The sequence below is a fragment of the Acinetobacter sp. YH16052 genome (assembly GCF_013417155.1).
GTDB lineage: Bacteria > Pseudomonadota > Gammaproteobacteria > Pseudomonadales > Moraxellaceae > Acinetobacter.
This window is the reverse complement of the sequence record NZ_VPEO01000010.1, coordinates 37,951-63,418: the sequence shown is the minus strand read 5'-3', so window position 1 is coordinate 63,418 and position 25,468 is coordinate 37,951. Positions and strand designations below refer to the sequence as shown.

The window sequence follows — 25,468 nt, the reverse complement described above, 5'->3', positions numbered from 1 at the left end:
ATGGGTATGAATGTTGGTTCAAATCAAGACGATGATGTGATGTTAGATGTCAACATGACCCCATTGATTGATGTCATGCTGGTCTTGCTGATTATGTTTATTATCACAATTCCTTTGCCGAATAACTCGATTAATATCGATCTACCGAATGGAACGCCTCCTGTAACCGATGAAAAACCGCCTGAGCTGGTGGAATTACGTCTGGATGCACAAGGTAAGATTTTCTGGAATGAACAGCCGGTAGCAAATACCCAAGCTCTGGAAAACTTATTCAAGACAGTAGCGCAAAAAGCGGATCAGGATCAGATTAAAATCAAGGCGGATCGTGCCACTGAATATAAACATATCGCTATGGTCATGGCGGCAGCTCAAAGGCTGGAGGTCAAAAAAATTGGCATTATGAGTAATAACAACTAAGTATTTTCAACATATAAAAAAACCCAGCAGATGCTGGGTTTTTTTATTCATCCGGTTTTACATCTGTGACTGAATATAATTTTGCAAACCAATCAGTTCGATTAAACGCAATTGTTTTTCTAACCAGTAAGTATGGTCTTCTTCGGTATCCGACATTTGCTGGCGTAACATATCACGGCTGATATAGTCACCTTTTTCTTCGCATAACTTGATGCCCTGCGCCAGTTTTTCCCGCACATGATATTCAAGTTTTAGATCAGCTTTCAGGCAGCTCACCACATCCTCGCCAATCTCAACGTCATCACGCTGCATGTTTGGCGTTCCTTCAAGGAACAGGACACGACGGATAATCGCATCCGCATGCTGGGACTCTTCCTGCATTTCGTGATCGATACGTTCAAAGATTTTGGTCAATCCCCAATCTTCATACATACGAGAGTGAATCAAGTATTGGTCACGAGCAGCCAGTTCGCCACCGATCAACATATTTAAATAATCTACGACTTTTGGATTTCCGCGCATTTGAATAACTCCCTACCTGTATTTTGCTATTATGGCGAAAAGCAATTAAATTTGCAAAGCTTAACCATAGTTAAATATTTGATTTTTATATAATTAAAATGAGAAGTACTTGCATTTACACTTCGTTCTTAATGAAATCCCATTTATAAAACAACACTTTGCACTTTCATTACGCTTGGCAATAACCTAAAACTGGCGAATAAACACATGCGTTAAAATTTGTAAATCTTAATTTTGACCAGACAGATTCATTCTTTTTGTATAAACATCACTGCATTGGCGTACTTCATGCTTGAATTTCGCTTATCATTCACACAAATTTAAAACAACAACGGTTCCGATATGACACATCCACAAACAACAGCGCCGGTTCTGGTTACCGGTGCATCGGGTTATATTGCCAGCTGGGTTATCCAGAAATTACTCACGCAAGGCTATACCGTACATGCCACGGTACGTGACCTGAATAAAAGCAAAAGCTTTGCCCATTTAGAAAAAATTGCCGACAGCACTCCGGGAACTCTCAAGTTATTTCAGGCCAATTTATTAAGCCCGGGCTCTTTTGATCAGGCGATGCAAGGTTGTGAAATTGTCTTTCATATGGCCTCACCTTTTGTGGTCACCAACTATAAAGATGCAGTCAAAGATATTATCGAACCTGCGGTATTAGGCACTGAAAATGTACTGAATAGTGTCAATCAGACTGAATCAGTGAAACGTGTGATCGTCACATCGAGTATCGCATCCACCTATGGGGATGCCATTGATATTCTACAAACTGAGAATAACAGTTTTGATGAATCCCACTGGAATACCACCAGTTCGGCCACACATCAGCCTTATCCTTATTCCAAAGTCATGGCAGAGCGCAAAGCCTGGGAAATGGCTGAAGCACAGAATCGCTGGGATCTGGTCTGTATCAATCCTGCACTGGTTTTTGGTCAATCCTTAACCCCAAATACCCAATCTGGCAGTGTAGAAGTCCTGCAACAGTTTGCCAATGGTATGACTTTACTTGGCGTTCCACCGATGTGGAATGGCGTGGTCGATGTTCAGGATGTCGCTGAAGCGCATATCCGTGCGGCGTTTAATCCGCAAGCGCATGGCCGTTATATCATTTGTAGTGAAAGCTTGAGCCTGCTGGAAATGGGCCAAATTCTACGGGCGCATTTTGGCAATAAATTTCCCTTCCCACGCAATCAATTGCCGAAGGCAGCTTTCAAAATGTTCGGGCCTGTAGCAGGCTTTAGCCGCAAATTTGTAGAGTTGAATATGGGTTATCCAATTTTCTTTAATGCCCAGAAAAGTAAAGATGAGCTCGGCATTGAGTATCGTCCGGTGAAAGAAAGTCTGGTGGATCATTTCCAGCAATTGCTCGATGATGGTGTCGTGAAAAAATATATTCCTTAATCTTTCTATGCGAAAAAGCCACCCGAAGGTGGCTTTTTTAACTCTTATTCTTTCATGAAATATCCAGAGATTTAGGCCTCAAGCTGACCGTAATCCTGCATCAAGCCAATAAACTGTTGTTCATTGATCACTGGAATACCCAGTTTTTCTGCTTTATCCAGTTTTGAGCCAGCTTTTTCACCTGCAACCACACATTTGGTTTTGCTGGATACACTGCCACTGACTCGTGCACCTAAGGCTTGCAATAACTGGGTTGCATCATCTCGTCCCATACTGCTTAAAGTCCCGGTGACCACCCAGCTTTCGCCGTTTAACGGCTGACGAGTCGGTGCGATCGGTGCATCCCAGTGAATACCGGCAGCCAGTAAACGATCCAGAACTTCCAGATTATGCGGTGCCTGAAAGAAATCCAGAATCCATTCCGCAGTGATATCACCTACATCCGGAGTTTTCTTTAAAGCCTCCAGATCGGCCTGACGCAAGGCATCCAGCGTCTGGAAAGTATTGGCCAGCATCCGCGCCGTAGTTTCACCCACCCCACGAATACCGAGTGCATAGATAAAAGCAGCCAGTGTGGTTTTTTTACTGTTTTCAATGGCATCCAAAAGATTCTGAACCGATTTGGCGCCCATCTTTTCAATACCGAGCAAAGTCTCACGATGTTCATGTAGATGGTAAATATCTGAGACATCTTTGAGTAGATTCAGATGCAGCAACGATTCTGCCCAACGGTCACCCAAGCCTTCAATATCCATGGCTTTACGTGAGACAAAGTGACGAATGGCCTCAATACGCTGCGCGGCACAATACAGCCCACCGGAACAGCGTGCCAAGGCTTCGCCTTCCGGCATAACCACGGGTGAATCACAGACCGGGCATTGCTCAGGTAAATGCACTTCGACTGCATCAACCGGGCGGAATTCCGGCCAGACTTTTTCCACCTTAGGAATTACATCGCCACTACGATAAACACTGACGGTATCACCAATACGTACATCCAGACGGTGAATTTCGCCAATATTATGCAGCGTCACATTGGAAACTGTTACTCCACCGACAGCAACTGGATTTAAACGCGCAACCGGCGTCAATGTTCCAGTACGACCCACTTGCCAGTTAATATTTTCTACTGTGGTCAGTGCTGCAACTGCCGGAAATTTATAGGCGGTGGCCCAACGCGGTTCACGGCTCAGGAAACCAAGCTGTTGCTGCTGTTTCAGGTCATTGACCTTGATCACCATACCATCGATTTCGACACTGAGACTGGCACGCTCATCAATGATCTGTTCGTAGACCTTTTGCACGTCCTGAATACTGTCACAGATAAAGTGACGCTCGCCAACCGCAAAACCGAACTGATGTAACCATTCCAGACTGGCGGACATAGTGGTTTGTCCATGATGCGGCACGCACTGAGCAATCCCATAAGCATAAAAAGCCAATGGCCGCGAGGCAGCAATATTCGGGTCCAGCTGACGCAAACTTCCTGCCGCAGCATTACGCGGATTAGCAAAGGTCTTTTCACCTTTGGCGGCATTGGCAGCATTCAATTTTTCAAAACCGGATTTCGGCATCAACACTTCGCCGCGGACTTCCAACAAATCGGGAATGATGCCATTCACCGGAGATAAAAGTTTCGGCAGGTTGCGAATGGTTCTGACATTCTGGGTGATGTCTTCACCGGTTTCCCCATCGCCGCGTGTCACCCCACGCGTCAATACGCCATGCTCATACCAGAGTGAAATGGCCAGACCATCAAATTTCAGTTCCACATCATATTCAATTTTTTGATTTGGCAAACGTTCTTCAATACGGCGGGCAAAAGCCAGCAGATCTTCCTGATTAAAGACATTGCCTAATGACAGCATCGGCACGGCGTGTGTTACGGTCACAAATTTTGAAAGCGCCTGCCCACCCACTTTATCTGTCGGGCTATCGGACTGGATCAGGTCAGGATATTGTTGTTCTAAGGCTTTGAGCTGATGAAAGAGCTGATCATATTCACTGTCTTCAATGCTCGGTTGATCCATCACATAATAAGCATGGTTATGCTTGGCAAGCAGTTGAATCAGTTGACGCATTTGCGCAATGACAGTGGCATCTTGGGTCATAATTTCACCATAAAAAAGGGCGGAAAATCCGCCCTGTAGAATATTCAGCTTTTGGCTATTATAAAAATTGCAGTCTACAGATTCAACTTGGAGATTGAACAAAGCAGCCTTAAACTTCCGTACCTTGTCCAGCACGATAATCAATAGCCTGATGGCGCCAGAATTCACGTAATTGTGGAGTAAATTCCTGCTGGTTCTGATCATAGACCAGACCATCGACTTCACGGGCAATCAAACGTGAAATACTATCCATGGTATCAAACGCATTTTGTACATCGCTATGCGGTAAAGCCAGGAAGAATGCCAGACCTTTCACTTCCTGAGTCGACAGGGTTTCCAGATCAAAGCCTTCCATTCCGGTATCGGTCATTTGCAATACCGAAAACAGCAGTTTTGAACCATCTTCACTATAACGGTGGAAACAGGCCAATTCACCATAACGCAGGCCATATTTCAATAAAACCTTCAAGGTTTTATCACCCGAAAGTACACGGCCTTGTGGATAGATATGCAAAGAAATAATAGTTTCAGCATTGGACAAAGCACTTTCTTCATCCACTATTTTTTGCTCATGCAGATGTGCATCCAGAATACTGCTTTCATCATTAAATTCAGAAATTTCTGCTTTTTCGATGTTGCTGTTCAGGCTGAATTCAGGCATTTCTTCCTTGGTTTCAGTCTGGCTATTCTTATGTTCTGCTTCTACCTGTTGAACATCCGCTGCTGTTGCTACCGACTTTGCCACTCCTTCAGCTTCTGTTGACGGGGCAGCTACAGGAGTTTCGACTGCTTTTGGCTCAACCGGAGTTGATTCAGCCTTGCGAAAGGCGGAAGGCTTTTCAGGAGCCGGTTCATCTATACCCAAGCTTGGCTCGATACGATCAGATTCGACATCCTGTTGTGCCAACTGAGAACGTACATGCCTTGGAATGATCGGGGTCTGGCTATCCGGGTCGATATGCAGGTTGGCATCCAGTGAAGGTACAGCCTCTACAGGTTTTTTGAACAGCATTCTTATACCAAACAGCATAATCACAATTGCGATCACAATCCCGATAATGGTGGTGATTTCCATATTATACCTCCGCAGCTAGGCCGTATTCTTTTGCCTGTTCCAAATTAACTGTCACTAATTTTGATGTTCCCGGTTCAGGCATGGTTACACCTAAAAGATCAGTCGCCATCATCATTACAAGTTTGTTATGGGTAATATAAATAAATTGCACGTGTTCAGAAAGCTCTTTGACTAAATTACAAAAGCGTCCCACATTGGCATCATCCAGCGGTGCATCGACTTCATCCAGTACGCAAAATGGTGCCGGATTTAAGCGAAAAATCGCGAATACCAATGCTAATGCAGTTAAAGCCTTTTCTCCACCCGAGAGTAAGGCCAATGAGCTGTTTCGCTTACCTGGTGGTCGGGCCATGAGTTTTACACCCGACTGCCAGCCATCTTCAAGGCTTAAACTCGCCTCACCGCCTTCAAACACTTTCGGGAACAGGTTTTGCAGTTCAGCATTGACCTGATCAAACGTGTGCATAAACAGTTTACGGGTTTCCTGATCAATACTCTTCATCGCGGCCTGTAGCTGTTCAACCGTATTTTCCAGATCCTGCATCTGGTGACTCAGTTCCTCATAACGTTTTGACACTTCTTCATATTCTTCAGAAGCCGCCAGATTGACTGCACCAAGTTTATCGAACTGAGCCTGAGCTTTTTCCAGTTTCGCCTGATGTGCTTTAAGGTCAATATTCAGTCCGGAAATTACTTCACTATTCAATTCTTTCAGCTGTTCAGAATAATGCTGCAAATCAGATTTGGCTGCCTGCCAGGCCAGACGTTTTTCTTCCAGTGTACTGCGGAGTTTTTCATCCTGCTGCTGGAAGCTGTGACGCTGTTCGGTCAGCTGCTGCTGTTTGCTCTGCACCTGATTTAATTCAATCTGCCAGTCGGCCCAGGTCTTTTGCAGCTTTTCAGTGATCTGCGCCTGTTCATTAAACTGGCTCTGTAAAGCAGGTAATTCCAGCTGTACCGGATCAACAAATTTCTTGGCCTGCTCGATTTGTGCAGTAATTTGTTGAGACTGTTCTTTTAGGAATACCTGATCTTTTTCCAGCAATTCAATTTGCTGCTGGCTTTGCACATTTTGCCTACGCAGCACTTCTAATTCCTGCTGCGCTTGCTGACTGAGCTGCTGTGAGTCATCCAGCTGAGTACTCAATTCTTCCAGCTGGAATTGCAGGGTTTTATAATTTGGTAGCGCCTGTTCCAGTTTGATATTCAAGGCATGCAGATCAATTTCCAGATCATCTTTCTGCAGGGCATCTTCTTCAAGCTGCTCATCCAGTTGTTGCAGCTGATGCTGTAATTGCTGCTTTTGCAATGCAAAAGCCTGTGCACTACTTTGTACTTTAGCAATATTGACATCGAGTTGCTGCAGCTGCTTTTGGGTATGCTTGTGCTGCTCGCTAATACTCTGAATCTGATTTTGCAAAGCTTTAACCTGATTGGCGAATTCAGGTAACTGCTGCTCCAGCTGCATAAAATTAGGTTCAAGTTCCGCAAACTGCTGCTCGATTTCATCCAGACGGATTCGATGACTCAATGCGCCTTGTCCGGCCTGACTGGCTTCATCATAGTCCAGCGCAATGACCCAGTCTGACCCAACATGATAGCCATCCAGACTTAGGATTGACTGGCCTTGTAATAGCTCAGTTTGAAGAGGCAATGCTTGCGCTAATGTATCTACGACCGCGACTTGTTGCCACAGTGAATAATGCGGAGATTCAATCCAGTCGGCCAGACACATCGTATTGGCAATCTGAATTTCATCCTGAACAGCCCGTTGCTTTAACTGACGTGCACGATCTTCAAGGAAATGCTCGCCCTCTGCCAGAATCTGGGCAGACAGCCACTTGGCCAGAAACTTTTCGATCAGGCTGGCATGTCCTTTGCCTGCATCATTGAGCTTAAGCACATGCATCAACTGGACCGCATCACTCTTGGCATTTGGGTTAGCTTTGGTCAGTAATTGGCTCAGGTTTTTCTTTTCTGAATGAAGTACCTGAATTTCAGATTTGAGCTGCATCAAGCGCTGTTGTTGGGTCGCCTGCTCTTCCTGAATCTGCTCGAATTGAGTTCTTAAATCTGTTAATTGAATTTCATAGCCAACGATTTGCTGTTCAGCTTGGGCTTTGTCTGCCTGATACTGCTCCAGCTCATCTTGCTGCGCCTGTTGCTGAATCTGTGCACTTTGCTGTTGGAGCGTCTGTTTCTGCTGTTCAATCCGCTCAATATTCTTTGCCAGTTGCTCGCTTTGAGCCAACATCTGTAATTTACGCTGTTGCTGCTGTTCAACCTGGGTTTTTATCTGGGTAAATTGCGCTGCCACAGTGCTATATTGAGATTTAAGCTCAGTCAGATTCTGGCTTTGCGCCTGACTCTGACCATCTTGCTGCTGCAATTGTGCCTGCTGATCTTCAAACTGCTGCTGTAAAGTATCGAGTTGCAGTTCAATCAACTGCAAACGCTCTTTGGTCTGGACTTTTTGCTGTTCCAGTTTGACCAGACTTGTAGAATTTTGCTCTAACAAAGACTGCTTTTGTTGCAGGGTCATTTCCAGTTCAGCCAGTTTTTTCTCGGCCTGTTGCCATTCGCTTTGCAAAGGGGTGGATTGCTGAATCAGACGCTGAAACAGTTCACTGGTGCTGCCCAAATCATGTTCAACGCTGGTCAGTTCGGAACGCACCAGCTTAAAGTTTTCCCCGAGCGTATTCATCTCAAGGGTATATTCTTCCTGTAAGCGGTGACTCTGCTCACATTGAAAAGACAGAATTTCGATCTTGATGGTACGGATCTGTCCTTTTAGTTCTTTATATTGAATCGCACTTTCCGACTGACGTTTCAGGGTTTTTAGCTGAGATTTCAGTTCGGAGGCGATATCTTCCAGACGCGACAGGTTTTGCGTGGTGTGATCCAGATGTAGCATGGTTTCACGGCGACGCGCCTGATAACGCGACACTCCGGCTGCTTCTTCAATATAGACCCGCATTTCATCTGGCTTGGCATCGACCAGACGGTTGATCATGCCCTGCTCGATAATCGCATAAGAACGTGGCCCAAGACCGGTACCAAGGAAAATATCGGTAATATCACGACGACGGCATTTGCTGCCATTCAGGAAATATTCGGACTTGCCATCGCGGTTGACCTGACGGCGTACCGCCAGTTCGTTATAGGCATTATAAGCACCGCCCAGCTTACCATAGGTATTGTCAAAGCGCAGTTCTACACTGGCCATGCCCACCGGTTTACGCTTGGCAGTTCCGGTAAAGATGACATCCTGCATGCTGCCACCACGCAACTGACGCGCACTGGACTCGCCCATGACCCAGCGTATGGCATCAATGACGTTGGATTTACCACAACCATTCGGTCCCACGACCGCAGTACGATTATCTTTAAAATGTAAAGTGGTACTGTCGGCAAAAGATTTAAAGCCTGAAAGTTTTAAACTGCTTAAACGCATAATGTCCTGATTTAACGTCGTGAGCGTCTGGCCCACGCGAGTTCAATTTGTTTCATCCGTGTCAGAGATTCCAACACAAGGTTGCGCAAGTGTCGACAAAAATCTTCCATAAATAAAGTGGCCTGATGGGTTTTTCGTAGCAAAATTGCTTCAGTGACCAGTTTAAATAAGTCGAAAGATTCCTGTAACTCGCGTCTGGAAATATTCAGGGTCAAAAAATAGCTCCGACGTAAAGAAGGCAGCAGTTCCTGATAGTAGCGCATCAGATAAGGATTCCCGACCATCTCATGCTGTTGGGCCATGCCCTGAAAGATCAGATCATAAAACTTTTCAGTGTGTCCTTGGCGGGTTTCTGCTTCCAATTGCTCTAATAATAGCTGAATGCGCTCAGCTTCATGCACCCGCCAGGTTTCCGCCATGCGATGCACCATCTGCCCGAGCAATAACGAGGTCATATCAAATAAGGCACGCACCTGCAAGGCTGACATTTCCGACACAATCGCCCCACGGCGTGGAAAGATTTCAATCAGCTGGGTGCGTTCCAGCAAAAGCAGGGCTTCACGAACCGAACCCCGACTGACATCAAGCTCCGAGGCAATCCTGAGCTCCTGTATACGTTCGCCTTCGACCAGTTCACCGCGAATAATCTGTTCGCTAATGTGCTTGGCAATCTGCTCAGACAAACTCTGCGCTTGTTCTAATGGCATACCGTTCCTGTCTTTATTTTTATGGATACTGGTTTAGCCCTTTATTTGGACTATGTTGCTATTAAACGGGTTTTTATCAATAAATACTTTGACATTGTCAGACAATCTTATGTCTATATAGCCAACTTAGGCTCATAAAAAAGGAGAATAGTCATCTATTCTCCTAATACGGTACATCAGTCCAACCTAAAAGGTTTAAATCAGGCCATAAAACCTTGATAAATAAAATACAGGCCGACGGTGGTCAGTAAAGCAGCAAAACATTTTTTTAATACGGCCGGTGAAAGTAGATGTGCCACTTTTGCGCCCAGCTTGGCCGTGAAAAAACTCATCATGCTGATACCAATAAAGGCATAAATATGAATATAGCCAATGGTATTTGGCACGGTGACCTGCGCCTGTTTACCAAACCAGATAAAACCCAGCGCACCTGCGACGGCAATTGGCAATCCACAGGCCGCAGAGGTCGCTACTGCTTTTTGCATCACGATTCCGCAGCGATTCAGAAACGGAACGGTCAGACTTCCCCCGCCAATCCCAAAGATCGCCGATGCCACGCCGATTCCACCACCTGCAGCAATTTGTACCGGGGTTGAAGGCAATTTTTGATTCGGATCGATCTGAATATGTGCTCCCCTGAACATTCTAAATGCCACCCAGACCGCAAAGAAGCCAATCAGTAACTGCAAACCCTGACCAGATAAATAATCGGCAATCCCCGCACCTAGGAAAGAACCGATAATCAGACCTGGCGCCAGATTACGAAACACAGGCCATAGTACTGCCCCTCGCTGATGATGCGCCATCACCGAACTGATAGAAGTCACAATAATCGTTGCCAAGGAAGTGCCCACCGCCATATGCATAATCACGCTGGGATCGTACTGAAGCTGGGTAAAAACAATGTACAGGATCGGCACAATAATCAAACCACCACCGACCCCAAACAGGCCTGCGGTGAATCCGGCAATTGCACCAATCAATAAATATATGATTAACTCCATAACGATATTTACCACGTTTAGATTCAAATGGATGTAGAAACTCGTGAACTGCAACAACGATTAAGCGATGCAGGCCAACTCCCGGAAGTATTACTCATCAAACCGATTACTACATCGACCAATGATGATGTGCGCGAATTGGCAACGAAGGGGGTACAGCAGGTTCTGGTATGCAGTCATGTGCAGACCCAAGGCCGTGGACAGCGTCAACGTCAGTGGATATCACCTGAAGGGAACATCTATTTAAGCACATTGCTGCATACACAAAAACCCATTGATGGTCGTCTGGCGCTAGAAATTGCGTTAAATATACTGCAAATGCCAAGTCTAAAAGGCCTGGAATTACAGGTGAAATGGCCGAATGACCTGTATAGCCTGCATGGAAAATGGGGCGGTATTCTGGTCGAGCCGATTTCATCCACACAGGTGGTGGTCGGTGTCGGTTTAGATATTGATCCTCTCTCTGTCGACCTTCCAGAACAGCAGGTCAGTTCCCTGAGCGAGCTGGGTTTGTCCCACACCTCAAGAGTCGAGCTGATTGCCCAGTTATTTCTGGCGATTCAGCAAGCCGGGCAATGGTTTAATTACGGCAGTCAGAATCTGGCGGCGCGTTTTAATCGATTGGCTGCATTTATGCAACAAACGGTTGAATTTATCGATGTACAAGGGCAATATTCCGGTACTTTTCTCGGGATTCAGGATGATGGTGCGGTCAAGATTGCGACCGATCAGGGCGTCCAGACCTTTTATCAGGGGCAGCTCCGCCTTAAACATGGTGGATGAACAGGCATACAGTAATGAAAAAATTATGGTTGGATATCGGCAATACCCGGCTCAAATACTGGATTACCGAACATGATCAGATTATTGAACAGGCAGCGGAATTACATTTACAGTCTCCTGCCGATTTATTACTGGGCCTAATCCAGCATTTTAAAACACTGGGCTTGCATCAGGTGGGTCTATCCTCGGTCCAGGATAAAATCAGTAATAAGCGTATTCTCAGCATTTTAGAAAGTCTGCATATTCCAGTGATTTTTGCTCAGGTACAGGCGGAATATGCTGGTCTGATCTGTGGCTATGATGAACCTTCTCAGCTGGGCATTGACCGCTGGTTACAGGTACTTGCAGTGGCGACGCAAGCGCATAAAAATTACTGTGTAATTAGTTGTGGTACGGCACTGACTATTGATCTGGCGCAAGGACAACAACATTTGGGTGGATTTATTCTGCCGAATCTGTACTTGCAACGCGATGCACTGATTCAGAATACCAAAGGCATTAAAATTCCGGATGGTGCTTTTTCTGAACTTAATCCTGGCCGCAATACCCTGGATGCTGTACATCATGGCATTCTGCTGGGCCTGCTCAGCACAATTGAAAAAGTACTGCATGATTTCCCGGCACAGCTGGTTTTAACCGGTGGAGATGCCCCACTGTTTGCGCAGCATCTCAGCCATCACCATCCCCGGATTGAACCTGATCTTTTACTTAAAGGCCTGCAGCATTTTGCAGCTCATTTGCCAGACACTGTTTGATAATATCCAGCAATTGAGGGAATTCGGCAAAGCCATCAGATTTATTAAAATGCCCGGCTTTTTTGATCTCAAAAATTTGTGCATTCAAGCTATGGGCTAAACGCAAGGAAATCGGTGCAGGCACATAGGGATCATTACTGGAGATCAGCATCACCGCACGTTTATAGCTATACGGCAAGTTTTTCAGATCGAGTCGCACAGCCTGCAGTATTTTATTCAGTTCTGACCAGGCCACCAGCGGTGTATCAAAGGCCGAGACCAGAATGATGCCGCCGATCTTGTGTTGCTGCTGAATATAATGTTCCTGTAAAAAGTTTAAAACACTGACGCAACTCAGGCCATGTGCAACTAAAAAGGTATGTTCATCCATCTGCGGAATGTGCAGTTTCAGATTCTGCTGCCACTCTTCTAAATCAGGCTGAAAAGGGTTGGCCAGCATAATCCGTTTAGACTCAAAACCGGCATTTTTAAGCTGGCGACTGAACCAAGGGTACCAGTGATCATTGGAGGTCGCCTGATAATCCGGCACGATATAGACTTTCTTTATTATATTTTTCATAGTGATTTACTTATTATCATTGAACGCAAATTGCGTCGACAAACAATAAGTTTTAACCAGTCTGGAGATGGAATTCAAGTGCCTTTTTGAACACCATCTCATGTTAAATTTTAAAATTTAGCGAATACAATAACATGCCTAAATTTAAGATTTAATCAGATAAGGTTCGATTACTTTCCAGAGTTCTGGCAAATCAGTACAACCTTGAGAATCAATAAAATGCCCATGGTGCTTGGCATTCACCACAATGGCATCCAGACTGTCCGCCTGTTCCAGACTAAATTCAGGCGCAACCCGATCATCGCCTTCAGAATAGATCACTACACGTTCTGCGATCTGTTGTTTGAGTAAATCGAAATCGATTTCAGCGGCATCAATAAAAGGGTTCACTTCATCTAGACGACCCAGCCGGCCATTAAATCCTGCGATCAGTACCAGTTGCTGAATCTTCTGCTGTTTTAATTCTCTGGATAAGTAATGCAATGCGGCCACAGTTCCCAAGCTATGTGCAATAAAGATACTGTCCTCGTCAATTGCATCAATCTGTTCACGCATTTGCTGATCCCAGGTGTCCAGTGTCGGTGTGGTCGATGGATCGAGCCGAAGTACTTTTAAACTGACGTTTTCCTGTTGGGCTTTTTCCTGAATCCATGGGTACCAGTTTTCTTCCGGGCTTGCAGTATAACCATGTACGACAATTACTTGGTTCATTTGAAATTTCTCTTTATTTTGTGCTGATATTCCCGAGTCTGCCTGATCGGATTTTTATTTTGGGTAAGTAAATGTTGTTTTGTTTAAACCGGTTTGACTATTTATTCGCAATAAAAAAAGGCGCATATTGCGCCTTTTTTTAAAACAAAACTTATTTCTTGTCATTGCCGCCGAACAATGGACCCATACTACCGCCGCCAAACTGTTTCTGCAAGCCGCCGAGTGACTTCATCATTTTTGCCATACCGGATGGATTGGCAAATTTTTTCATCATCTTGGCCATTTGGGCATGTTGCTTGATCAGCTTGTTGACTTCTGCCACTTCCATACCACAACCTGCTGCGATACGTTTTTTACGGCTTGGGTTCATCAAGTCCGGGTTACGGCGCTCTTTGATAGTCATCGACTGGATAATCGCTTCCATTTTCTTGACCTGCTTTTCAGGATTGGCTTGCGCCAACGCATCTTGCAGACCGGCATTGCTCATGCCAGGAAGTTTGTCCAGGAAGCCCATCATGCCGCCCATCTTGTTCATCTGCTCAAACTGCATCAGCATGTCTTCAAAGTTGAAGCTGCCGCCTTTTTGCAGTTTTTTCGCCATTTTTTCGGCTTTTTCTTTGTCGACCTTGCGTTCAAGTTCTTCGACCAAAGAAAGTACATCACCCATACCGAGAATACGCTGTGCAACACGCTCAGGATGGAATGGCTCCAAGGCATCGAGTTTCTCACCCATACCCAAGAATTTGATTGGCTTGCCGGTAATCGCGCGTACTGAAAGCGCTGCACCACCGCGCGCATCACCATCAGTTTTGGTCAGGATCACACCAGTTAAAGGCAAGGCATCATTAAATGCTTTGGCGGTGTTTGCCGCATCCTGACCGGTCATGGCATCGACCACGAACAGGGTTTCAGTCGGGTTAATCGCTGCATGCAGCTCTTTGATTTCACCCATCATGTCATCATCGATATGCAAACGACCTGCCGTATCGACAATCAGCACATCGGCAAACTGGATTTTTGCCTGTTCAATCGCGCGATTCACAATCGTAATCGGTTTTTCGTCTGCGCTAGATTCCAGGAAAATCGCACCGACTTCACCCGCGACAGTCTGTAGCTGTTTGATCGCAGCCGGACGATACACATCGGCAGAGACCATCGCGACTTTTTTCTTTTGACGTTCTTGTAAGAAGCGTGCAAGTTTCGCTGCAGTTGTTGTTTTACCTGCACCCTGCAGGCCTGCCAGCAGGACAACCACAGGTGGTTTTGCAGCGAGGTCGAGGCTTTCATTGGCCTCGCCCATCATTTTGGTCAATTCGTCATGAACGATTTTGACAAAAGCCTGCCCAGGAGATAACTGAGTCATCACTTCCTGGCCTAATGCTTCTTCCTTAACTTTCGCGATGAATTCACGAGTTACAGGTAACGCAACATCGGCCTCAAGAAGCGCCATACGCACTTCACGTAACGTATCTTTAATATTGTCTTCGGTTAGCTGCCCTGAGCCAGTAACATTTCTTAAACTCTGCGTGAGTCGTTCTGTTAAGGTATCAAACATTGCAAAATCCGCTTAAAATAGCCATGAGCAAAAAATTGTTTCTTAAAATAGAAAATTTATGCATAGAATGCTATAGGATACTGTAGTTCGCAGCGAATTTATATAAATGAATATTCATCACCCTTAAAAAGGTTTGACATGGTTAGCCTCCCCTTGGTTTATACGATCTTAGCATTAGTCGCTTATACCGCTTCCTTCTGGTATCTGTTCATTCATTTAATGTCTAAACGTGCTCCTAATCAATGGTTTGTCTCGCTAACCGCACTGCTTGGACTGGGCTTGCATGCGCTGGTTTTATATGGCGATATGCATACCCCGCTGGGCATCAATTATGATGTCTTTGCCCTGTTTTCCTTTACCTCTGGTCTGATGCTGTTACTCAGCATTATTTACAGCACTTATCGTCCGATTATTGCCCTGAACCTGATCGGGATTCCGGTGGCTGCGACCGGATTAATTCTTGGCTTTGCGTTTACTCAGCCTGCAAAAATCATCACACAAAACTCTTTGGGTCTGGATATTCATATTATCCTGTCTTTGTCTGCTTATGCGGTATTGCTCATGGCGACCATTCAGGCCGTAATTTTACGCTTTCAGGATCGTGAGCTGAAAAAGAAGCAAAAACGCCGCGTTTGGGTCAGTTTGCTACCCTCTTATCAAGACATGGAATCATTGCTGTTTGATATGCTGATGACCGGTTTTGTTTTACTTACCCTCGCTTTGGGCTTTGGCTTTTTTACTATCGACAATTTCTTTGCTCAGCATCTGGCACATAAAACGGCGTTCAGTATCATTTCCTGGCTTGTTTACGGTTCACTATTAATTGGACACTGGAAGTTTGGCTGGCGTGGCCAAAAAGCTGTGCGCTTTACCCTACTCGGTTTTGGCTTGCTGGCACTGGGTTTTATTGGTTCTAAATTTGTGCTGGAAATGATTCTAGGGCGATAATTCTGAGCCGTGAATATTCAATTCATTGTTCAATAAACAGATTCTAGCTCTAATATTTTTTTAAACGATTATACGCCCCGCACGCACTGACAATGGCCAGCGAATGACTCTGGGCAATTCTGGATCTTCCCATTCTGGCAATAAGGCATCTGCCAGTGCATTTAATGGATTATGTCCAAGTGCTTGAGTGGCTGCTTTCACGGCTGACCAAGTACTCATATAACCAATTAACTGATAAAAATTCCATTCAACCTGTAATACCGGTGGCTGAATCACCATTTCCTGAAATGGAAATGGGAGATTTTTATATCCTTCATCTACATGGCGACGTTCAGGCGGCCAGTACGATGCAAGCGTTACCTCATAAAAATGCTTAAAGTAATGATTCAGATGTGGCTCATCCACACTGAACACGCCATAGCTAATTAAAGCCAGAATGGCATTGGGCCGGGCAATACGGCGAACTTCTGCATAAAACTTTTCCAGATCGAGCCAATGCGCTGCTTGAGCCACCGCAATCAGATCAATACTCTGGTCAACACACGGGATCTCTTCAGCGAATGCCTGACCATACTGAATTTTTGGATGCGGTTTGGCTTGGGCAAGCTGTTCACTACTCGCATCAATAGCAAGCACCTGATCAAAGTAATTCGCCAAAACTTCTGAAAGCTGTCCAGAACCACAGCCGACATCTACAGCCAATTTGGTACCTGGTGACAGCTCTGCTAATAGCTTTCCCAATGCATCCGGATAATGCGGACGAAACAAGGCATAGTCCTGTGATTGCTGGGAGAAATAATCTTTAAATTCCCTGTTTTCCATATATGCTTTCCAGACCAGTTTTATTTTAGTCTAAATAGCCAGTCAGGGAATGCAGTTGGAATTTGGTTTCAGTCACTTCCGGTTTTTAAAATGCAGAATTCATCCAATGAATAGAATCATGTTCTTAACTTAGTCATTCAAGCTATTCTGCTTGATCTGATACTCTGCCTTGAAGGCTTTATAGCTCAGCCGGTCTGCGGAGACTTCTGTTAAAGGACCGACCTCCTGCATCGAGGACAAGCAGCGCTCTGTCAGCTGAATATATTCCTGCGTTCCCTTGCTTTTCCAGGCGATTTCTTTAGCTTCCAAAGGACGGATAACCCGCGCTGGACTACCGAGCACCAATGAATTTTCCGGGATCTGAGCTTTGGCTTTAACCGTGCTATTGGCACCGATAATGGTATTTTCACCAATCTCGGCTTCATCCAGAATCACGCTGTTCATGCCGACCAATACATTTTTACGAATGATACAGCCATGTAAAATCGCGCCGTGTCCGATATGACCATATTCTTCGACCAGCGTGACATTGCCGGGAAAGCCATGAATGGTGCATGAGTCCTGAACATTGGCATTTTTCTGGATGTGAATCCCACCAAAGTCGGCTCTTAAAGTAGCGAAAGGCCCGATATACACGCCCTCTTCAATCACCACACCCCCAATCAGAACGGCTTGCGGATGCACATAAGCGTGGGGGCTGACCACAGGAATCACACCATCAATGGCATAACACGGCATTATTTTATTCCTTTAAAAATGCAGAATTAGATTAGCTAACGGCTTCCAGTCGCAAACCGCCAAAACGTTTATAAAATTGTGGATGCACCGGCGGCATCGAACCTTCCGAAGTTCGGGCGATCTCCATAAAAAACTCATCCCCTGCCCCAACTACAGTCTGATACAAATTACTGCTCAGATTACGGGCATTCAGGGAAAGCCAGTTGGATGGCAACAATTCAAAAGGCAGATTTGGATCTTTTAATAAAATCCGGCGGAATTGATGAATCAGTAAAATTCGCAACTGAAAGGCCTGAACCGGATCCAGCTCATCTTCCTGTTCCACCAGATGAAAGAATTCCCGGAAATCTGCAATGAATTTTTCATAGCGCTGATGCAGCTCCTGTACCGGCCAGTTGGTGGCAACCATACGTTTTACAGTTGGATAGGATTCCTGCCAGAGCTGCAAGGTTTCAGCCTTAAATACCACCACCTGATCGGTCATTTTCAGGTTCAGCAGCAGGTTTTGCAGTTTCTGATGATCACAACCCGGATAGGCCATGACATTGGTGGCGATATTGGCAAAGCCCAGCCATTCCAGTTCTTTTTTTAGAACCAGTTTATTTTCCAGTTCCACTGAACTGAGTAGCACCAGATCCCATTTCTGATCCCATTCAGTGTGCTGAAAACTATAAATTTTTTGATCCGCCATAATAAAACGCTGGCGGCTGCTTTCGGTCACGCGGTAATAGCTGGTGCGACCAATTTTTTCAGACATCAGCCAGCCATTTTGGACCAGACGAAATACGGCAGTCCGTACCGATCGTTCATTAAATCCGAAGACATCCATGAGCTGAATTAGACTGGCCAGACTGATAATGCCACCCCGGTGAAAAATACAGTCACCAAAGATGGTCATGATTAATGAGGTTCCGCTGAGTGCTTCAGTTTGAATAAAGTCATCAATTATTTGTTTTAATTTCGGATTCATTGCGTTTAACTTTACCTTATAGAAACTGGATGATAGACCATTTGGCTATCATCCAATAGTACTTCATGCAGACTTGCGGATATCAAACACGCGCTGTGCCTTGCCTTCAGAGCGTGGCAGACTCCCTTCAGGTAACACTTCGACACTTACGGTGATTCCGACCATGGTTTTAATCTGGCTTTTCAGCTGAGTTGCCAACTGGTGCGCCATAATGTCACTGCTATCTTTACGCATTTCGGTACGGATATGCAATGTATCCAGATGTCCCTGTTTGCAAATCTGAATCTGATAGTTTGGGATGAGTTGCTGGATCTGTAAAATCTGCTCTTCAATCTGCGACGGGAACACATTGACCCCACGAATAATCATCATGTCATCACTACGGCCGACAATCTTGTCCATACGGCGCATGGTACGTGCCGTGCCTGGCAATAAACGGGTCAGATCGCGGGTACGGTAACGGATTACCGGCATGCCTTCTTTGGTAATGGTGGTAAATACCAGTTCACCCAGCTCACCGTCTGGCAGCACTTCACCGGTTTCAGGATGAATAATTTCAGGATAAAAATGATCTTCCCAAATGGTTGGGCCATCTTTGGATTCCAGACATTCCATCGCCACGCCCGGCCCCATCACTTCTGACAGACCATAAATATCCAGTGCATCAATGCCCAGACGCTCTTCGATTTCCTTGCGCATTTCATTGGTCCATGGCTCTGCACCAAAGACGCCGGTTTTAATCGAACAGTTTTTGGCTGTGCCAAATTTCTTCTCAAGCGCTTCAATAATGTTCAGGCAGTAAGATGGCGTGACCATCAGTGCTGTCGGTTTAAAGTCATGAATCAGTTGCGCCTGTTTATCGGTTTGTCCGCCAGACATTGGAATCACGGTTGCACCCAAGCGTTCAACGCCATAATGCGCGCCTAAACCACCGGTAAACAGACCATAACCGTAAGACACCTGAATAATATCTTTACTGCTCAAGCCGGCTGCACGTAATGAACGCGCCACTACATCTGACCAGACATTAATATCATTCTGGGTATAACCCACCACGGTTGGCTGACCGGTGGTGCCAGAAGATGCGTGCACACGTACAATCTGTTCCTGTGGAACAGCGAACATACCAAACGGATAGTTATCGCGTAAATCCTGTTTGGTGGTAAACGGGAATTTCGCCAGGTCTTCCAGTGAGTTAAAATCGTCTGGATGCACGCCAGCATCATCGAATTTCTTTTTATAAACCGGACTGTTCTGATAAGCATGTTGCAACGTCTTTTTCATACGCTGTAGCTGAACACTGCGTAACTCATCAACCGATACTTTTTCAATTTTTTCCATTGCATTGTTATTCATATTCTTACTCCTGACGCAGTCTTCCTGACCACGGTTTAATTCATTGATTGAATGATGTGTTTAATCCATATTTTCTAAAACCAGTGCAACACCTTGACCAACACCCACACACATGGTGCAGAGTGCATATTTGCCATTACGACGTTTTAATTCTTTCATGGCGGTAATCACCAAACGGGTGCCACTCATACCCAGCGGATGACCCAAAGCGATGGCACCGCCATTCGGGTTAATTCTGGAATCATCGTCTTGCAAGCCGAGTTCACGAATCACGGCCAGCGATTGCGCTGCAAATGCTTCATTCAGCTCAATCACGTCCATCTGCTCCAGACTCAGGCCAGTCTGTTTCAGCACTTTCTGTACCGCTGGAACCGGCCCAATACCCATATATTTAGCTTCGACACCGGCGCTGGCCATCCCGATCACTTTAGCTTTCGGGCTCAAACCATACTGCTCGGCAAACTGCTGATTCCCAAGTAATACGCAAGCCGCCCCGTCATTGACACCCGAAGCATTGCCAGCGGTGACTGAGCCGCCTTCTTTACGAAATGGGGTTTTTAAGGCGGCCAGATTATCCAGCGTCGTCTCTACGCGCGGATGCTCATCTTGGGAAATGGTCAGAGTGGTTTTCTTCGGACCTTTAACCTCGACTGGCAGAATTTCTTCGGCAAAAATACCTTTTTGCTGCGCTACTGCGGTTTTCTGCTGGCTGTGATAGGCAAACAGGTCTTGGTCTGCACGGCTAATCTGATACTTTTCAGCGACGTTTTCGGCAGTTCCGGCATGCTATCGACGCCAAACTGTGCTTTAAATTTTGGGTTGATAAAACGCCAGCCAATGGTGGTGTCATAAATTTCAGGGGTACGGCTAAAGGCAGTTGTAGGTTTGGATTGCACAAAAGGCGCTCGGCTCATGGATTCTACGCCACCCGCCAAAATAAATTGAGCCTCACCCGATTTGATGGCACGGGCTGCCAGTCCAATGGCATCCAGACCTGAGGCACATAAACGGTTTACGGTCAGTGCTGAAACAGATTCAGGCAACCCTGCGAGTAAAGCAGCCATACGCGCCACGTTGCGGTTATCTTCACCGGCCTGATTGGCACAGCCTAGGATCACTTCATCCAGTTCTGCCCATGGCAAGGCCGGATGCTGATCTTTCAGATATTGAACCGGTAGCGCTGCCAGATCATCAGCACGAATGCTGCTCAGTCCACCGGCATAGCGTCCGATCGGGGTGCGAATTCCATCAAAAATATAAACCTGTTCCATGATTCTTCCTTTTAGCCAGCAACACGTAATGGTTGCTGCTGAGTTTTCTGTGCATGTCCCTGCACCGCTTTCTTTGCTAAATATATACTAGTTCTATAGCGGTCTTCACCATAAATAAGATACATATTTTCTAAAATTTTTAAAATTGTGTAATATCCAATTTTATCTGCCCATTCGAATGGACCACAAGGATAATTCATGCCATATTTCATAGCAGAATCAACATCTTGTTCTGATGCGATATCATGCAGTACCGCTTCACAGGCTTCATTCACCAACATGGCAATACTACGTATAACATAAAGACCGGGATGATCCTTAGACCAAATAGGTATCATATCCATACCTATGAGGAATAGCTCCACTGCCTGGCGTTGTTCAGCACTACATGCTGGTGATGCAACGACTGGAATCGATTGGGCATTTTCCCAATCTGCATGCCAATCCATCAACACCACAGGCTCATGCGGATAAGCCAGTTCAACTGATTCGCCAAGCGATAATCGCAGAGAAAGGTCACCAATCAGGATTTCATTCTGTTCTGCTGCCTGAAAACTCAGCTCTACATGAGAGGCCTGTTTTAAACGTTCAATCAGTACTGAGGAATGTAGCCATTCACCTTTTACTGTGACTTTGAGCTTATTCAGCGACTTGGCATAACACACTGGCAATTCATATACAGGCGTAGGCTTGGCCTGAGCGTAATCATAAAAACCCTGACCGGACTTGCGACCATAACAACCGGCATCGACCAGTTCTTTTTGAATCAAGGACGGGCGGTAGCGTGGCTCATAGAAAAATTCCTGATAGACACTTTGTGTGACCGAGAAATTCACATCCTGCCCAATCAGATCTGTAAGTTCACACGGCCCCATGGCAAAACGGCCACATTCGCGCATGATGTAATCGAGCTGTTCCGGGGTGGTGGCATTTTCCTGCAAGGCACGAAAGGCCTCGGCATAATAAGGTCGTGCGACACGATTGACGATAAAACCGGGGGTCGATTTGGCTCGCACCGGAACCTTGTTCCAGTCCTTCATCAGATCAAATACTGCATCGGCAATCGCTGCTGAGGTTTTCAGTCCGCGGATAATCTCGACCAGTTTCATCACCGGCGCCGGATTAAAGAAATGCAGACCAATCACTCGCTCTGGATGTGGAATCGCCGAGGCAATGGCGGTAATGGAAATCCAAGAAGTATTGGACGCAAAAATCGTCTGTTCCGGGAAAATGGTATCCAGCTGTTGAAACAGGTTTTGTTTGACTTCTTTCTTCTCTACAATGGCTTCAATAATTAAGCCCGCATCGGCAAGCTGCTGAATGTCCTCTGCCACAATCAGATTGGCAAAGGTACTTTCCAGCAATTGCTGGGTCATTTTGCCATTTTGTACGCGCTTGCTGAGCTGTGCCTCTAAAGCAGTTAAGGCACTCTGAACTTTGCTGCGATCGAGATCAAACACATAGGTCGGATGCCCGTGCATGGCTGCCAGTTGTGCAATGCCAATCCCCATGGTTCCCGCACCGACCACAGCAACTTTGACTTGCTCTAAATTGATCTGTTGCATGATTTAGCATCCTTTATATTCAGGGGTACGCTTCTGCATAAAGGCTTGTACACCTTCTTTATAATCGCTTGAACGTCCAGCGAGACGTTGCAGGTCACGTTCCAGAATGAGCTGCTCATCCAGATTATTATCGGCTGCGGCATGAATGGCTTTTTTAATCAGGGACAGACCGTAGGTCGGCTGCTGAGCCAGATGCTCTGCCAGTTTTTTCGCTTCTGCTTGCAGTTGCTCATCTTCAACCACCTGCCAGATCATGCCCAGTTGTACTGCACGCTCAGCCGGAATTTTATCGCCGAGCATCGCTAGGCCCATCGCCTGAGCACGGCCGACCAGACGCGGTAGGAACCAGGTACCGCCTGAATCTGGCACCAAACCAAGACGGCAAAAGACCTGAATAAAGGAAGCCGATTTTGCTGCCACCACAATGTCACACGCCAGGGCAATATTGGCACCTGCCCCTGCTGCTACTCCATTCACGGCACAAATCACCGGTTTAGGCATTTCGGTAATCAGCTTGATCAAAGGGTTGTAATATTTTTCAATCGATAGGCCTAAGTCCGGTGCATCGGCATTCGGATCGACCACACGGTCATTCAGATCCTGACCGGCACAGAAACCGCGGCCTTCGGCTGAAACCACCACGGCACGAATCTGGCTATCTTTAGCCCAGGCCTTGATGGCCTTGGAAACTTCCTGATGCATGGTTTCATTAAAGCTGTTGAGCTGTTTTGGACGGTTAAAGGTCAGGTAGCCCACTGCATTTTTTTCTTCGACAATAATTGTTTGATAATCCATTACACACCTCTAAATTCTGGTTTTCTTTTTTCTAAAAATGCATTGATGCCTTCCTGACGATCTTGGGTCGCCGCCAGCCAGACAAAATGTTGACGTTCAAGTTTCAGTCCCTGACTTAAAGTCACTTCATGAATCGACTTTAAAGATTGCTTGATGGCACGAATGGCCAGCGGTGCCTGCTTGGCAATTTTTTCTGCCAGTTCCAGTGCGTATTGCACGGTCAATCCTGCCGGACAAACCTGGCTACTAATGCCATGTTGCAAGGCTGTTTGTGCCGAAATCATTTCACCAGTCATGGCCCAGCGCATCGTTAATTGCTGACCGACCAGACGGGCCAGACGCTGGGTTCCACCGGCACCCGGCAACATACCTAAACCGATTTCAGGCAAGGCAAACTGGGCATTTTCTCCGGTCAGCACCATGTCACCATGCAAAGCCAACTCGAAACCTGCACCAAAAGCATAACCATTTACGGCCATGATTAAAGGCTTGGAAAATTCATCAATTTTTTTCCAGAGCAGTGGGCGTTGGTCTTGCTGGATGCTGACCACATCTAACTGCGCCAGCTCATTTAAATCAGCACCGGCAGCAAAGCATTGCGTATTTCCGGTGATGACCACGGCTTTCACAGCAGCATCTGTTTCCAAGTCCTGTAGACAGGCTGCAATGTTTTGCAAGGTGGCATTGTTTAAAGCATTGCGCTTTTCTGGACGATTTAGCTCGATCAGTACCACACCCGGCTTGGGTGAGCTGGTTTTAATGTAGGTCATCCTTGAACTCCTGCTATGCTCGCGGTGCTGTAAATTCAGCTTTTATTCATCAAAACTGAGTCGGACATTGGCCGTGGTTGGACGTGCCTGACAACTGAGCACATAGCCTTTCTGAATTTCATCTTCCTCCAGACTGTAATTCACCGCCATTTCAACCTGTCCCTCTAACACCTTACATTTACAGGTGGCACAAACGCCGCCCTTACAGGCATATGGCAGGTCGGCTCCGGCACGTAGCGCAGCATCTAAAATACTGTCATCCTGCTTAGAGACTTCAACAATCAGCTCGCGACCATCGAGGATGATATTGACGCGTTCTTCGCTGCGGCTTTCCATCTGCTGGGCGGTTGCTTTCGGTGCAGTACCCGTATTGAAGCGTTCCGTATGAATCTTGCTGCGTTGAATGCCCCAAGTCGGTAATACCGTTTCGACTGCTGTCATCATTTCTTCAGGACCGCAAGCGAAACAGTGATCTGCTTCGGCAGAAATCAGATTGGCCTGAAATAACTGCTGCAATTTGTCTGCATCAATCCGACCATTAAAGATGTCACTGTCATTCAGTTCACGTGAAAAAATATTTACCAGTTGCAGACGTTCCTTAAAACGGTCTTTCAAGTCCATGATCTGTTCAGAGAACATGGTCTGTTTCCAGGAGCGGTTGCCATATACCAGAGTGAATGTTGCTTCCGCTTGACGGTTCAACACCGACTTTACAATCGATAAAATTGGCGTAATGCCACTGCCTGCTGCAAATCCTAGATAATTCTGGCCACCAGCCTTGGCGGCTTTCTGAAAGAACACCCCTTGCGGTGGAATGACTTCTAGTACATCGCCCGCTTTGAGATGCGCATTGGCCCAGGTTGAAAACTGACCCTGATCAATTTTTTTAATCGCAATGCTCATGTCTTCCTGAGTATCACTGCAGATCGAGTAGCAGCGGCGCAGCTCGCCGTCATCGGTTAAATGACGAATGGTGAGGTGCTGACCCGGCTGATATTGAAAAGTATCCAACTGCTCAGGCGCGAGATCAAAGGCAATGCAGATCGCTTGCTCGGTTTGTGGCTGAATCGATTTAATGGTTAATGGTATAAATTGGCTCATGGCAAAATCCTTCTTTTAGGTGGCGGTGTTCAGGCTTGTTATTGGTTTACCCTGCCCACCGCGCAATCG

Annotated in this window: 22 protein-coding genes and 1 pseudogene; 5 read left to right on the top strand and 18 right to left on the bottom strand. The window is 46.0% G+C overall.

What is annotated here, in order from left to right; all coding sequences use genetic code 11:
* Complete coding sequence (locus FTV42_RS08755) at window positions 1–417, top strand: biopolymer transporter ExbD (protein WP_004279208.1); 417 nt, start codon at window positions 1–3, stop codon at window positions 415–417.
* A gap of 57 nt (window positions 418–474) precedes the next feature.
* Here the strand turns inward: FTV42_RS08755 and bfr are convergent, their stop codons facing one another.
* A complete protein-coding gene (gene bfr, locus FTV42_RS08750; RefSeq protein ID WP_180038517.1) occupies window positions 475–939 on the bottom strand; it encodes a bacterioferritin in 465 nt (154 codons plus the stop codon).
* Window positions 940–1,281: 342 nt separating this feature from the next.
* Between bfr and FTV42_RS08745 the strand changes: the two genes are divergently transcribed.
* A complete protein-coding gene (locus FTV42_RS08745) occupies window positions 1,282–2,349 on the top strand; it encodes an aldehyde reductase (RefSeq protein WP_180038516.1) in 1,068 nt (355 codons plus the stop codon).
* Window positions 2,350–2,420: 71 nt separating this feature from the next.
* Here the strand turns inward: FTV42_RS08745 and ligA are convergent, their stop codons facing one another.
* From ligA to FTV42_RS08720, 5 genes are all read right to left on the bottom strand, one after another.
* A complete protein-coding gene (gene ligA, locus FTV42_RS08740) occupies window positions 2,421–4,460 on the bottom strand; it encodes an NAD-dependent DNA ligase LigA (RefSeq protein WP_180038515.1) in 2,040 nt (679 codons plus the stop codon).
* A 109-nt stretch (window positions 4,461–4,569) separates the two neighbouring features.
* Window positions 4,570–5,535, bottom strand: a complete 966-nt coding sequence (locus FTV42_RS08735) for a cell division protein ZipA C-terminal FtsZ-binding domain-containing protein (RefSeq protein ID WP_180038514.1) — start codon at window positions 5,533–5,535, stop codon at window positions 4,570–4,572.
* Window position 5,536: 1 nt separating this feature from the next.
* Window positions 5,537–8,989, bottom strand: a complete 3,453-nt coding sequence (smc, locus tag FTV42_RS08730) for a chromosome segregation protein SMC (protein WP_180038543.1) — start codon at window positions 8,987–8,989, stop codon at window positions 5,537–5,539.
* Between the two features lie 11 nt (window positions 8,990–9,000).
* On the bottom strand, window positions 9,001–9,696 hold the full coding sequence (locus tag FTV42_RS08725; RefSeq protein ID WP_180038513.1) for a GntR family transcriptional regulator: 696 nt from the start codon (window positions 9,694–9,696) through the stop codon (window positions 9,001–9,003).
* 200 nt (window positions 9,697–9,896) lie between these two features.
* Window positions 9,897–10,700, bottom strand: coding sequence for a sulfite exporter TauE/SafE family protein (locus FTV42_RS08720; RefSeq protein WP_005247146.1), 804 nt, complete (start codon window positions 10,698–10,700; stop codon window positions 9,897–9,899).
* A gap of 27 nt (window positions 10,701–10,727) precedes the next feature.
* On the opposite strand from FTV42_RS08720, the gene FTV42_RS08715 reads away from it, so the two are divergent.
* The gene (locus FTV42_RS08715; protein ID WP_180038512.1) at window positions 10,728–11,483 is read left to right on the top strand and encodes a biotin--[acetyl-CoA-carboxylase] ligase; all 756 of its coding nucleotides are present in this window, start codon (window positions 10,728–10,730) and stop codon (window positions 11,481–11,483) included.
* A gap of 14 nt (window positions 11,484–11,497) precedes the next feature.
* A complete protein-coding gene (locus FTV42_RS08710) occupies window positions 11,498–12,238 on the top strand; it encodes a type III pantothenate kinase (RefSeq protein ID WP_180038511.1) in 741 nt (246 codons plus the stop codon).
* Here the strand turns inward: FTV42_RS08710 and FTV42_RS08705 are convergent.
* The 3 genes from FTV42_RS08705 to ffh all read right to left on the bottom strand — a co-directional run bounded on the left by FTV42_RS08705 (window position 12,192) and on the right by ffh (window position 15,063).
* Window positions 12,192–12,797, bottom strand: a complete 606-nt coding sequence (locus FTV42_RS08705) for an alpha/beta hydrolase (protein WP_180038510.1) — start codon at window positions 12,795–12,797, stop codon at window positions 12,192–12,194. The two genes, FTV42_RS08710 and FTV42_RS08705, sit on opposite strands and share 47 nt — an antisense overlap.
* A gap of 144 nt (window positions 12,798–12,941) precedes the next feature.
* Window positions 12,942–13,508, bottom strand: a complete 567-nt coding sequence (locus FTV42_RS08700; RefSeq protein ID WP_155861763.1) for an alpha/beta hydrolase — start codon at window positions 13,506–13,508, stop codon at window positions 12,942–12,944.
* A 151-nt stretch (window positions 13,509–13,659) separates the two neighbouring features.
* Window positions 13,660–15,063 carry a signal recognition particle protein gene (gene ffh, locus FTV42_RS08695; protein ID WP_180038509.1) on the bottom strand — a complete coding sequence of 468 codons (1,404 nt, stop codon included), beginning with the start codon at window positions 15,061–15,063 and terminating at the stop codon, window positions 13,660–13,662.
* Window positions 15,064–15,201: 138 nt separating this feature from the next.
* Here ffh and FTV42_RS08690 point away from each other — a divergent pair, with 138 nt between their 5' ends.
* Entirely contained in the window at window positions 15,202–16,011 is an 810-nt protein-coding gene (locus FTV42_RS08690; RefSeq protein WP_004730673.1) for an inner membrane protein YpjD, read from the top strand.
* A gap of 60 nt (window positions 16,012–16,071) precedes the next feature.
* Here FTV42_RS08690 and FTV42_RS08685 read toward each other — a convergent pair whose 3' ends face one another.
* From FTV42_RS08685 to FTV42_RS08645, 9 genes and pseudogenes are all read right to left on the bottom strand, one after another.
* The gene (locus tag FTV42_RS08685) at window positions 16,072–16,833 is read right to left on the bottom strand and encodes a class I SAM-dependent methyltransferase (protein ID WP_180038508.1); all 762 of its coding nucleotides are present in this window, start codon (window positions 16,831–16,833) and stop codon (window positions 16,072–16,074) included.
* A gap of 129 nt (window positions 16,834–16,962) precedes the next feature.
* Window positions 16,963–17,571, bottom strand: coding sequence for a DapH/DapD/GlmU-related protein (locus FTV42_RS08680; RefSeq protein ID WP_180038507.1), 609 nt, complete (start codon window positions 17,569–17,571; stop codon window positions 16,963–16,965).
* 31 nt (window positions 17,572–17,602) lie between these two features.
* Window positions 17,603–18,541: a phenylacetic acid degradation operon negative regulatory protein PaaX gene (gene paaX, locus FTV42_RS08675; RefSeq protein ID WP_180038506.1), complete on the bottom strand. Its 939-nt coding sequence runs from the start codon at window positions 18,539–18,541 to the stop codon at window positions 17,603–17,605.
* A 63-nt stretch (window positions 18,542–18,604) separates the two neighbouring features.
* Entirely contained in the window at window positions 18,605–19,897 is a 1,293-nt protein-coding gene (gene paaK, locus FTV42_RS08670; protein ID WP_004279191.1) for a phenylacetate--CoA ligase PaaK, read from the bottom strand.
* Between the two features lie 60 nt (window positions 19,898–19,957).
* Window positions 19,958–21,168 (bottom strand): annotated as a pseudogene (gene pcaF / locus FTV42_RS08665) (3-oxoadipyl-CoA thiolase).
* A gap of 11 nt (window positions 21,169–21,179) precedes the next feature.
* A complete protein-coding gene (locus tag FTV42_RS08660) occupies window positions 21,180–22,733 on the bottom strand; it encodes a 3-hydroxyacyl-CoA dehydrogenase (RefSeq protein WP_180038505.1) in 1,554 nt (517 codons plus the stop codon).
* Window positions 22,734–22,736: 3 nt separating this feature from the next.
* Window positions 22,737–23,528: a 2-(1,2-epoxy-1,2-dihydrophenyl)acetyl-CoA isomerase PaaG gene (gene paaG / locus FTV42_RS08655; protein WP_180038504.1), complete on the bottom strand. Its 792-nt coding sequence runs from the start codon at window positions 23,526–23,528 to the stop codon at window positions 22,737–22,739.
* Window positions 23,528–24,298, bottom strand: a complete 771-nt coding sequence (locus FTV42_RS08650) for an enoyl-CoA hydratase-related protein (protein WP_005104871.1) — start codon at window positions 24,296–24,298, stop codon at window positions 23,528–23,530. The genes paaG and FTV42_RS08650 overlap by 1 nt, the downstream gene beginning before the upstream one ends.
* A 42-nt stretch (window positions 24,299–24,340) precedes the next feature.
* A complete protein-coding gene (locus FTV42_RS08645) occupies window positions 24,341–25,399 on the bottom strand; it encodes a 2Fe-2S iron-sulfur cluster-binding protein (protein WP_180038503.1) in 1,059 nt (352 codons plus the stop codon).
* Between the last annotated feature and the right edge of the window lie 69 nt (window positions 25,400–25,468).

Bases quoted from the DNA above. Each gene is read 5' to 3' on its own strand.
- FTV42_RS08755 (WP_004279208.1), top strand. From the start codon at position 1: ATGGGTATGAATGTTGGTTCAAATCAAGACGATGATGTGATGTTAGAT.
- ffh (WP_180038509.1), bottom strand. From the start codon at position 15,063: ATGTTTGATACCTTAACAGAACGACTCACGCAGAGTTTAAGAAATGTT.
- FTV42_RS08700 (WP_155861763.1), bottom strand. From the start codon at position 13,508: ATGAACCAAGTAATTGTCGTACATGGTTATACTGCAAGCCCGGAAGAA.
- FTV42_RS08685 (WP_180038508.1), bottom strand. From the start codon at position 16,833: ATGGAAAACAGGGAATTTAAAGATTATTTCTCCCAGCAATCACAGGAC.
- paaX (WP_180038506.1), bottom strand. From the start codon at position 18,541: ATGAATCCGAAATTAAAACAAATAATTGATGACTTTATTCAAACTGAA.
- FTV42_RS08745 (WP_180038516.1), top strand. From the start codon at position 1,282: ATGACACATCCACAAACAACAGCGCCGGTTCTGGTTACCGGTGCATCG.
- FTV42_RS08660 (WP_180038505.1), bottom strand. From the start codon at position 22,733: ATGCAACAGATCAATTTAGAGCAAGTCAAAGTTGCTGTGGTCGGTGCG.
- FTV42_RS08735 (WP_180038514.1), bottom strand. From the start codon at position 5,535: ATGGAAATCACCACCATTATCGGGATTGTGATCGCAATTGTGATTATG.
- FTV42_RS08725 (WP_180038513.1), bottom strand. From the start codon at position 9,696: ATGCCATTAGAACAAGCGCAGAGTTTGTCTGAGCAGATTGCCAAGCAC.
- smc (WP_180038543.1), bottom strand. From the start codon at position 8,989: ATGCGTTTAAGCAGTTTAAAACTTTCAGGCTTTAAATCTTTTGCCGAC.
- FTV42_RS08690 (WP_004730673.1), top strand. From the start codon at position 15,202: ATGGTTAGCCTCCCCTTGGTTTATACGATCTTAGCATTAGTCGCTTAT.
- FTV42_RS08705 (WP_180038510.1), bottom strand. From the start codon at position 12,797: ATGAAAAATATAATAAAGAAAGTCTATATCGTGCCGGATTATCAGGCG.
- ligA (WP_180038515.1), bottom strand. From the start codon at position 4,460: ATGACCCAAGATGCCACTGTCATTGCGCAAATGCGTCAACTGATTCAA.
- bfr (WP_180038517.1), bottom strand. From the start codon at position 939: ATGCGCGGAAATCCAAAAGTCGTAGATTATTTAAATATGTTGATCGGT.
- FTV42_RS08645 (WP_180038503.1), bottom strand. From the start codon at position 25,399: ATGAGCCAATTTATACCATTAACCATTAAATCGATTCAGCCACAAACC.
- FTV42_RS08720 (WP_005247146.1), bottom strand. From the start codon at position 10,700: ATGGAGTTAATCATATATTTATTGATTGGTGCAATTGCCGGATTCACC.
- paaK (WP_004279191.1), bottom strand. From the start codon at position 19,897: ATGAATAACAATGCAATGGAAAAAATTGAAAAAGTATCGGTTGATGAG.
- FTV42_RS08650 (WP_005104871.1), bottom strand. From the start codon at position 24,298: ATGACCTACATTAAAACCAGCTCACCCAAGCCGGGTGTGGTACTGATC.
- FTV42_RS08710 (WP_180038511.1), top strand. From the start codon at position 11,498: ATGAAAAAATTATGGTTGGATATCGGCAATACCCGGCTCAAATACTGG.
- FTV42_RS08680 (WP_180038507.1), bottom strand. From the start codon at position 17,571: ATGCCGTGTTATGCCATTGATGGTGTGATTCCTGTGGTCAGCCCCCAC.
- FTV42_RS08715 (WP_180038512.1), top strand. From the start codon at position 10,728: ATGGATGTAGAAACTCGTGAACTGCAACAACGATTAAGCGATGCAGGC.
- paaG (WP_180038504.1), bottom strand. From the start codon at position 23,528: ATGGATTATCAAACAATTATTGTCGAAGAAAAAAATGCAGTGGGCTAC.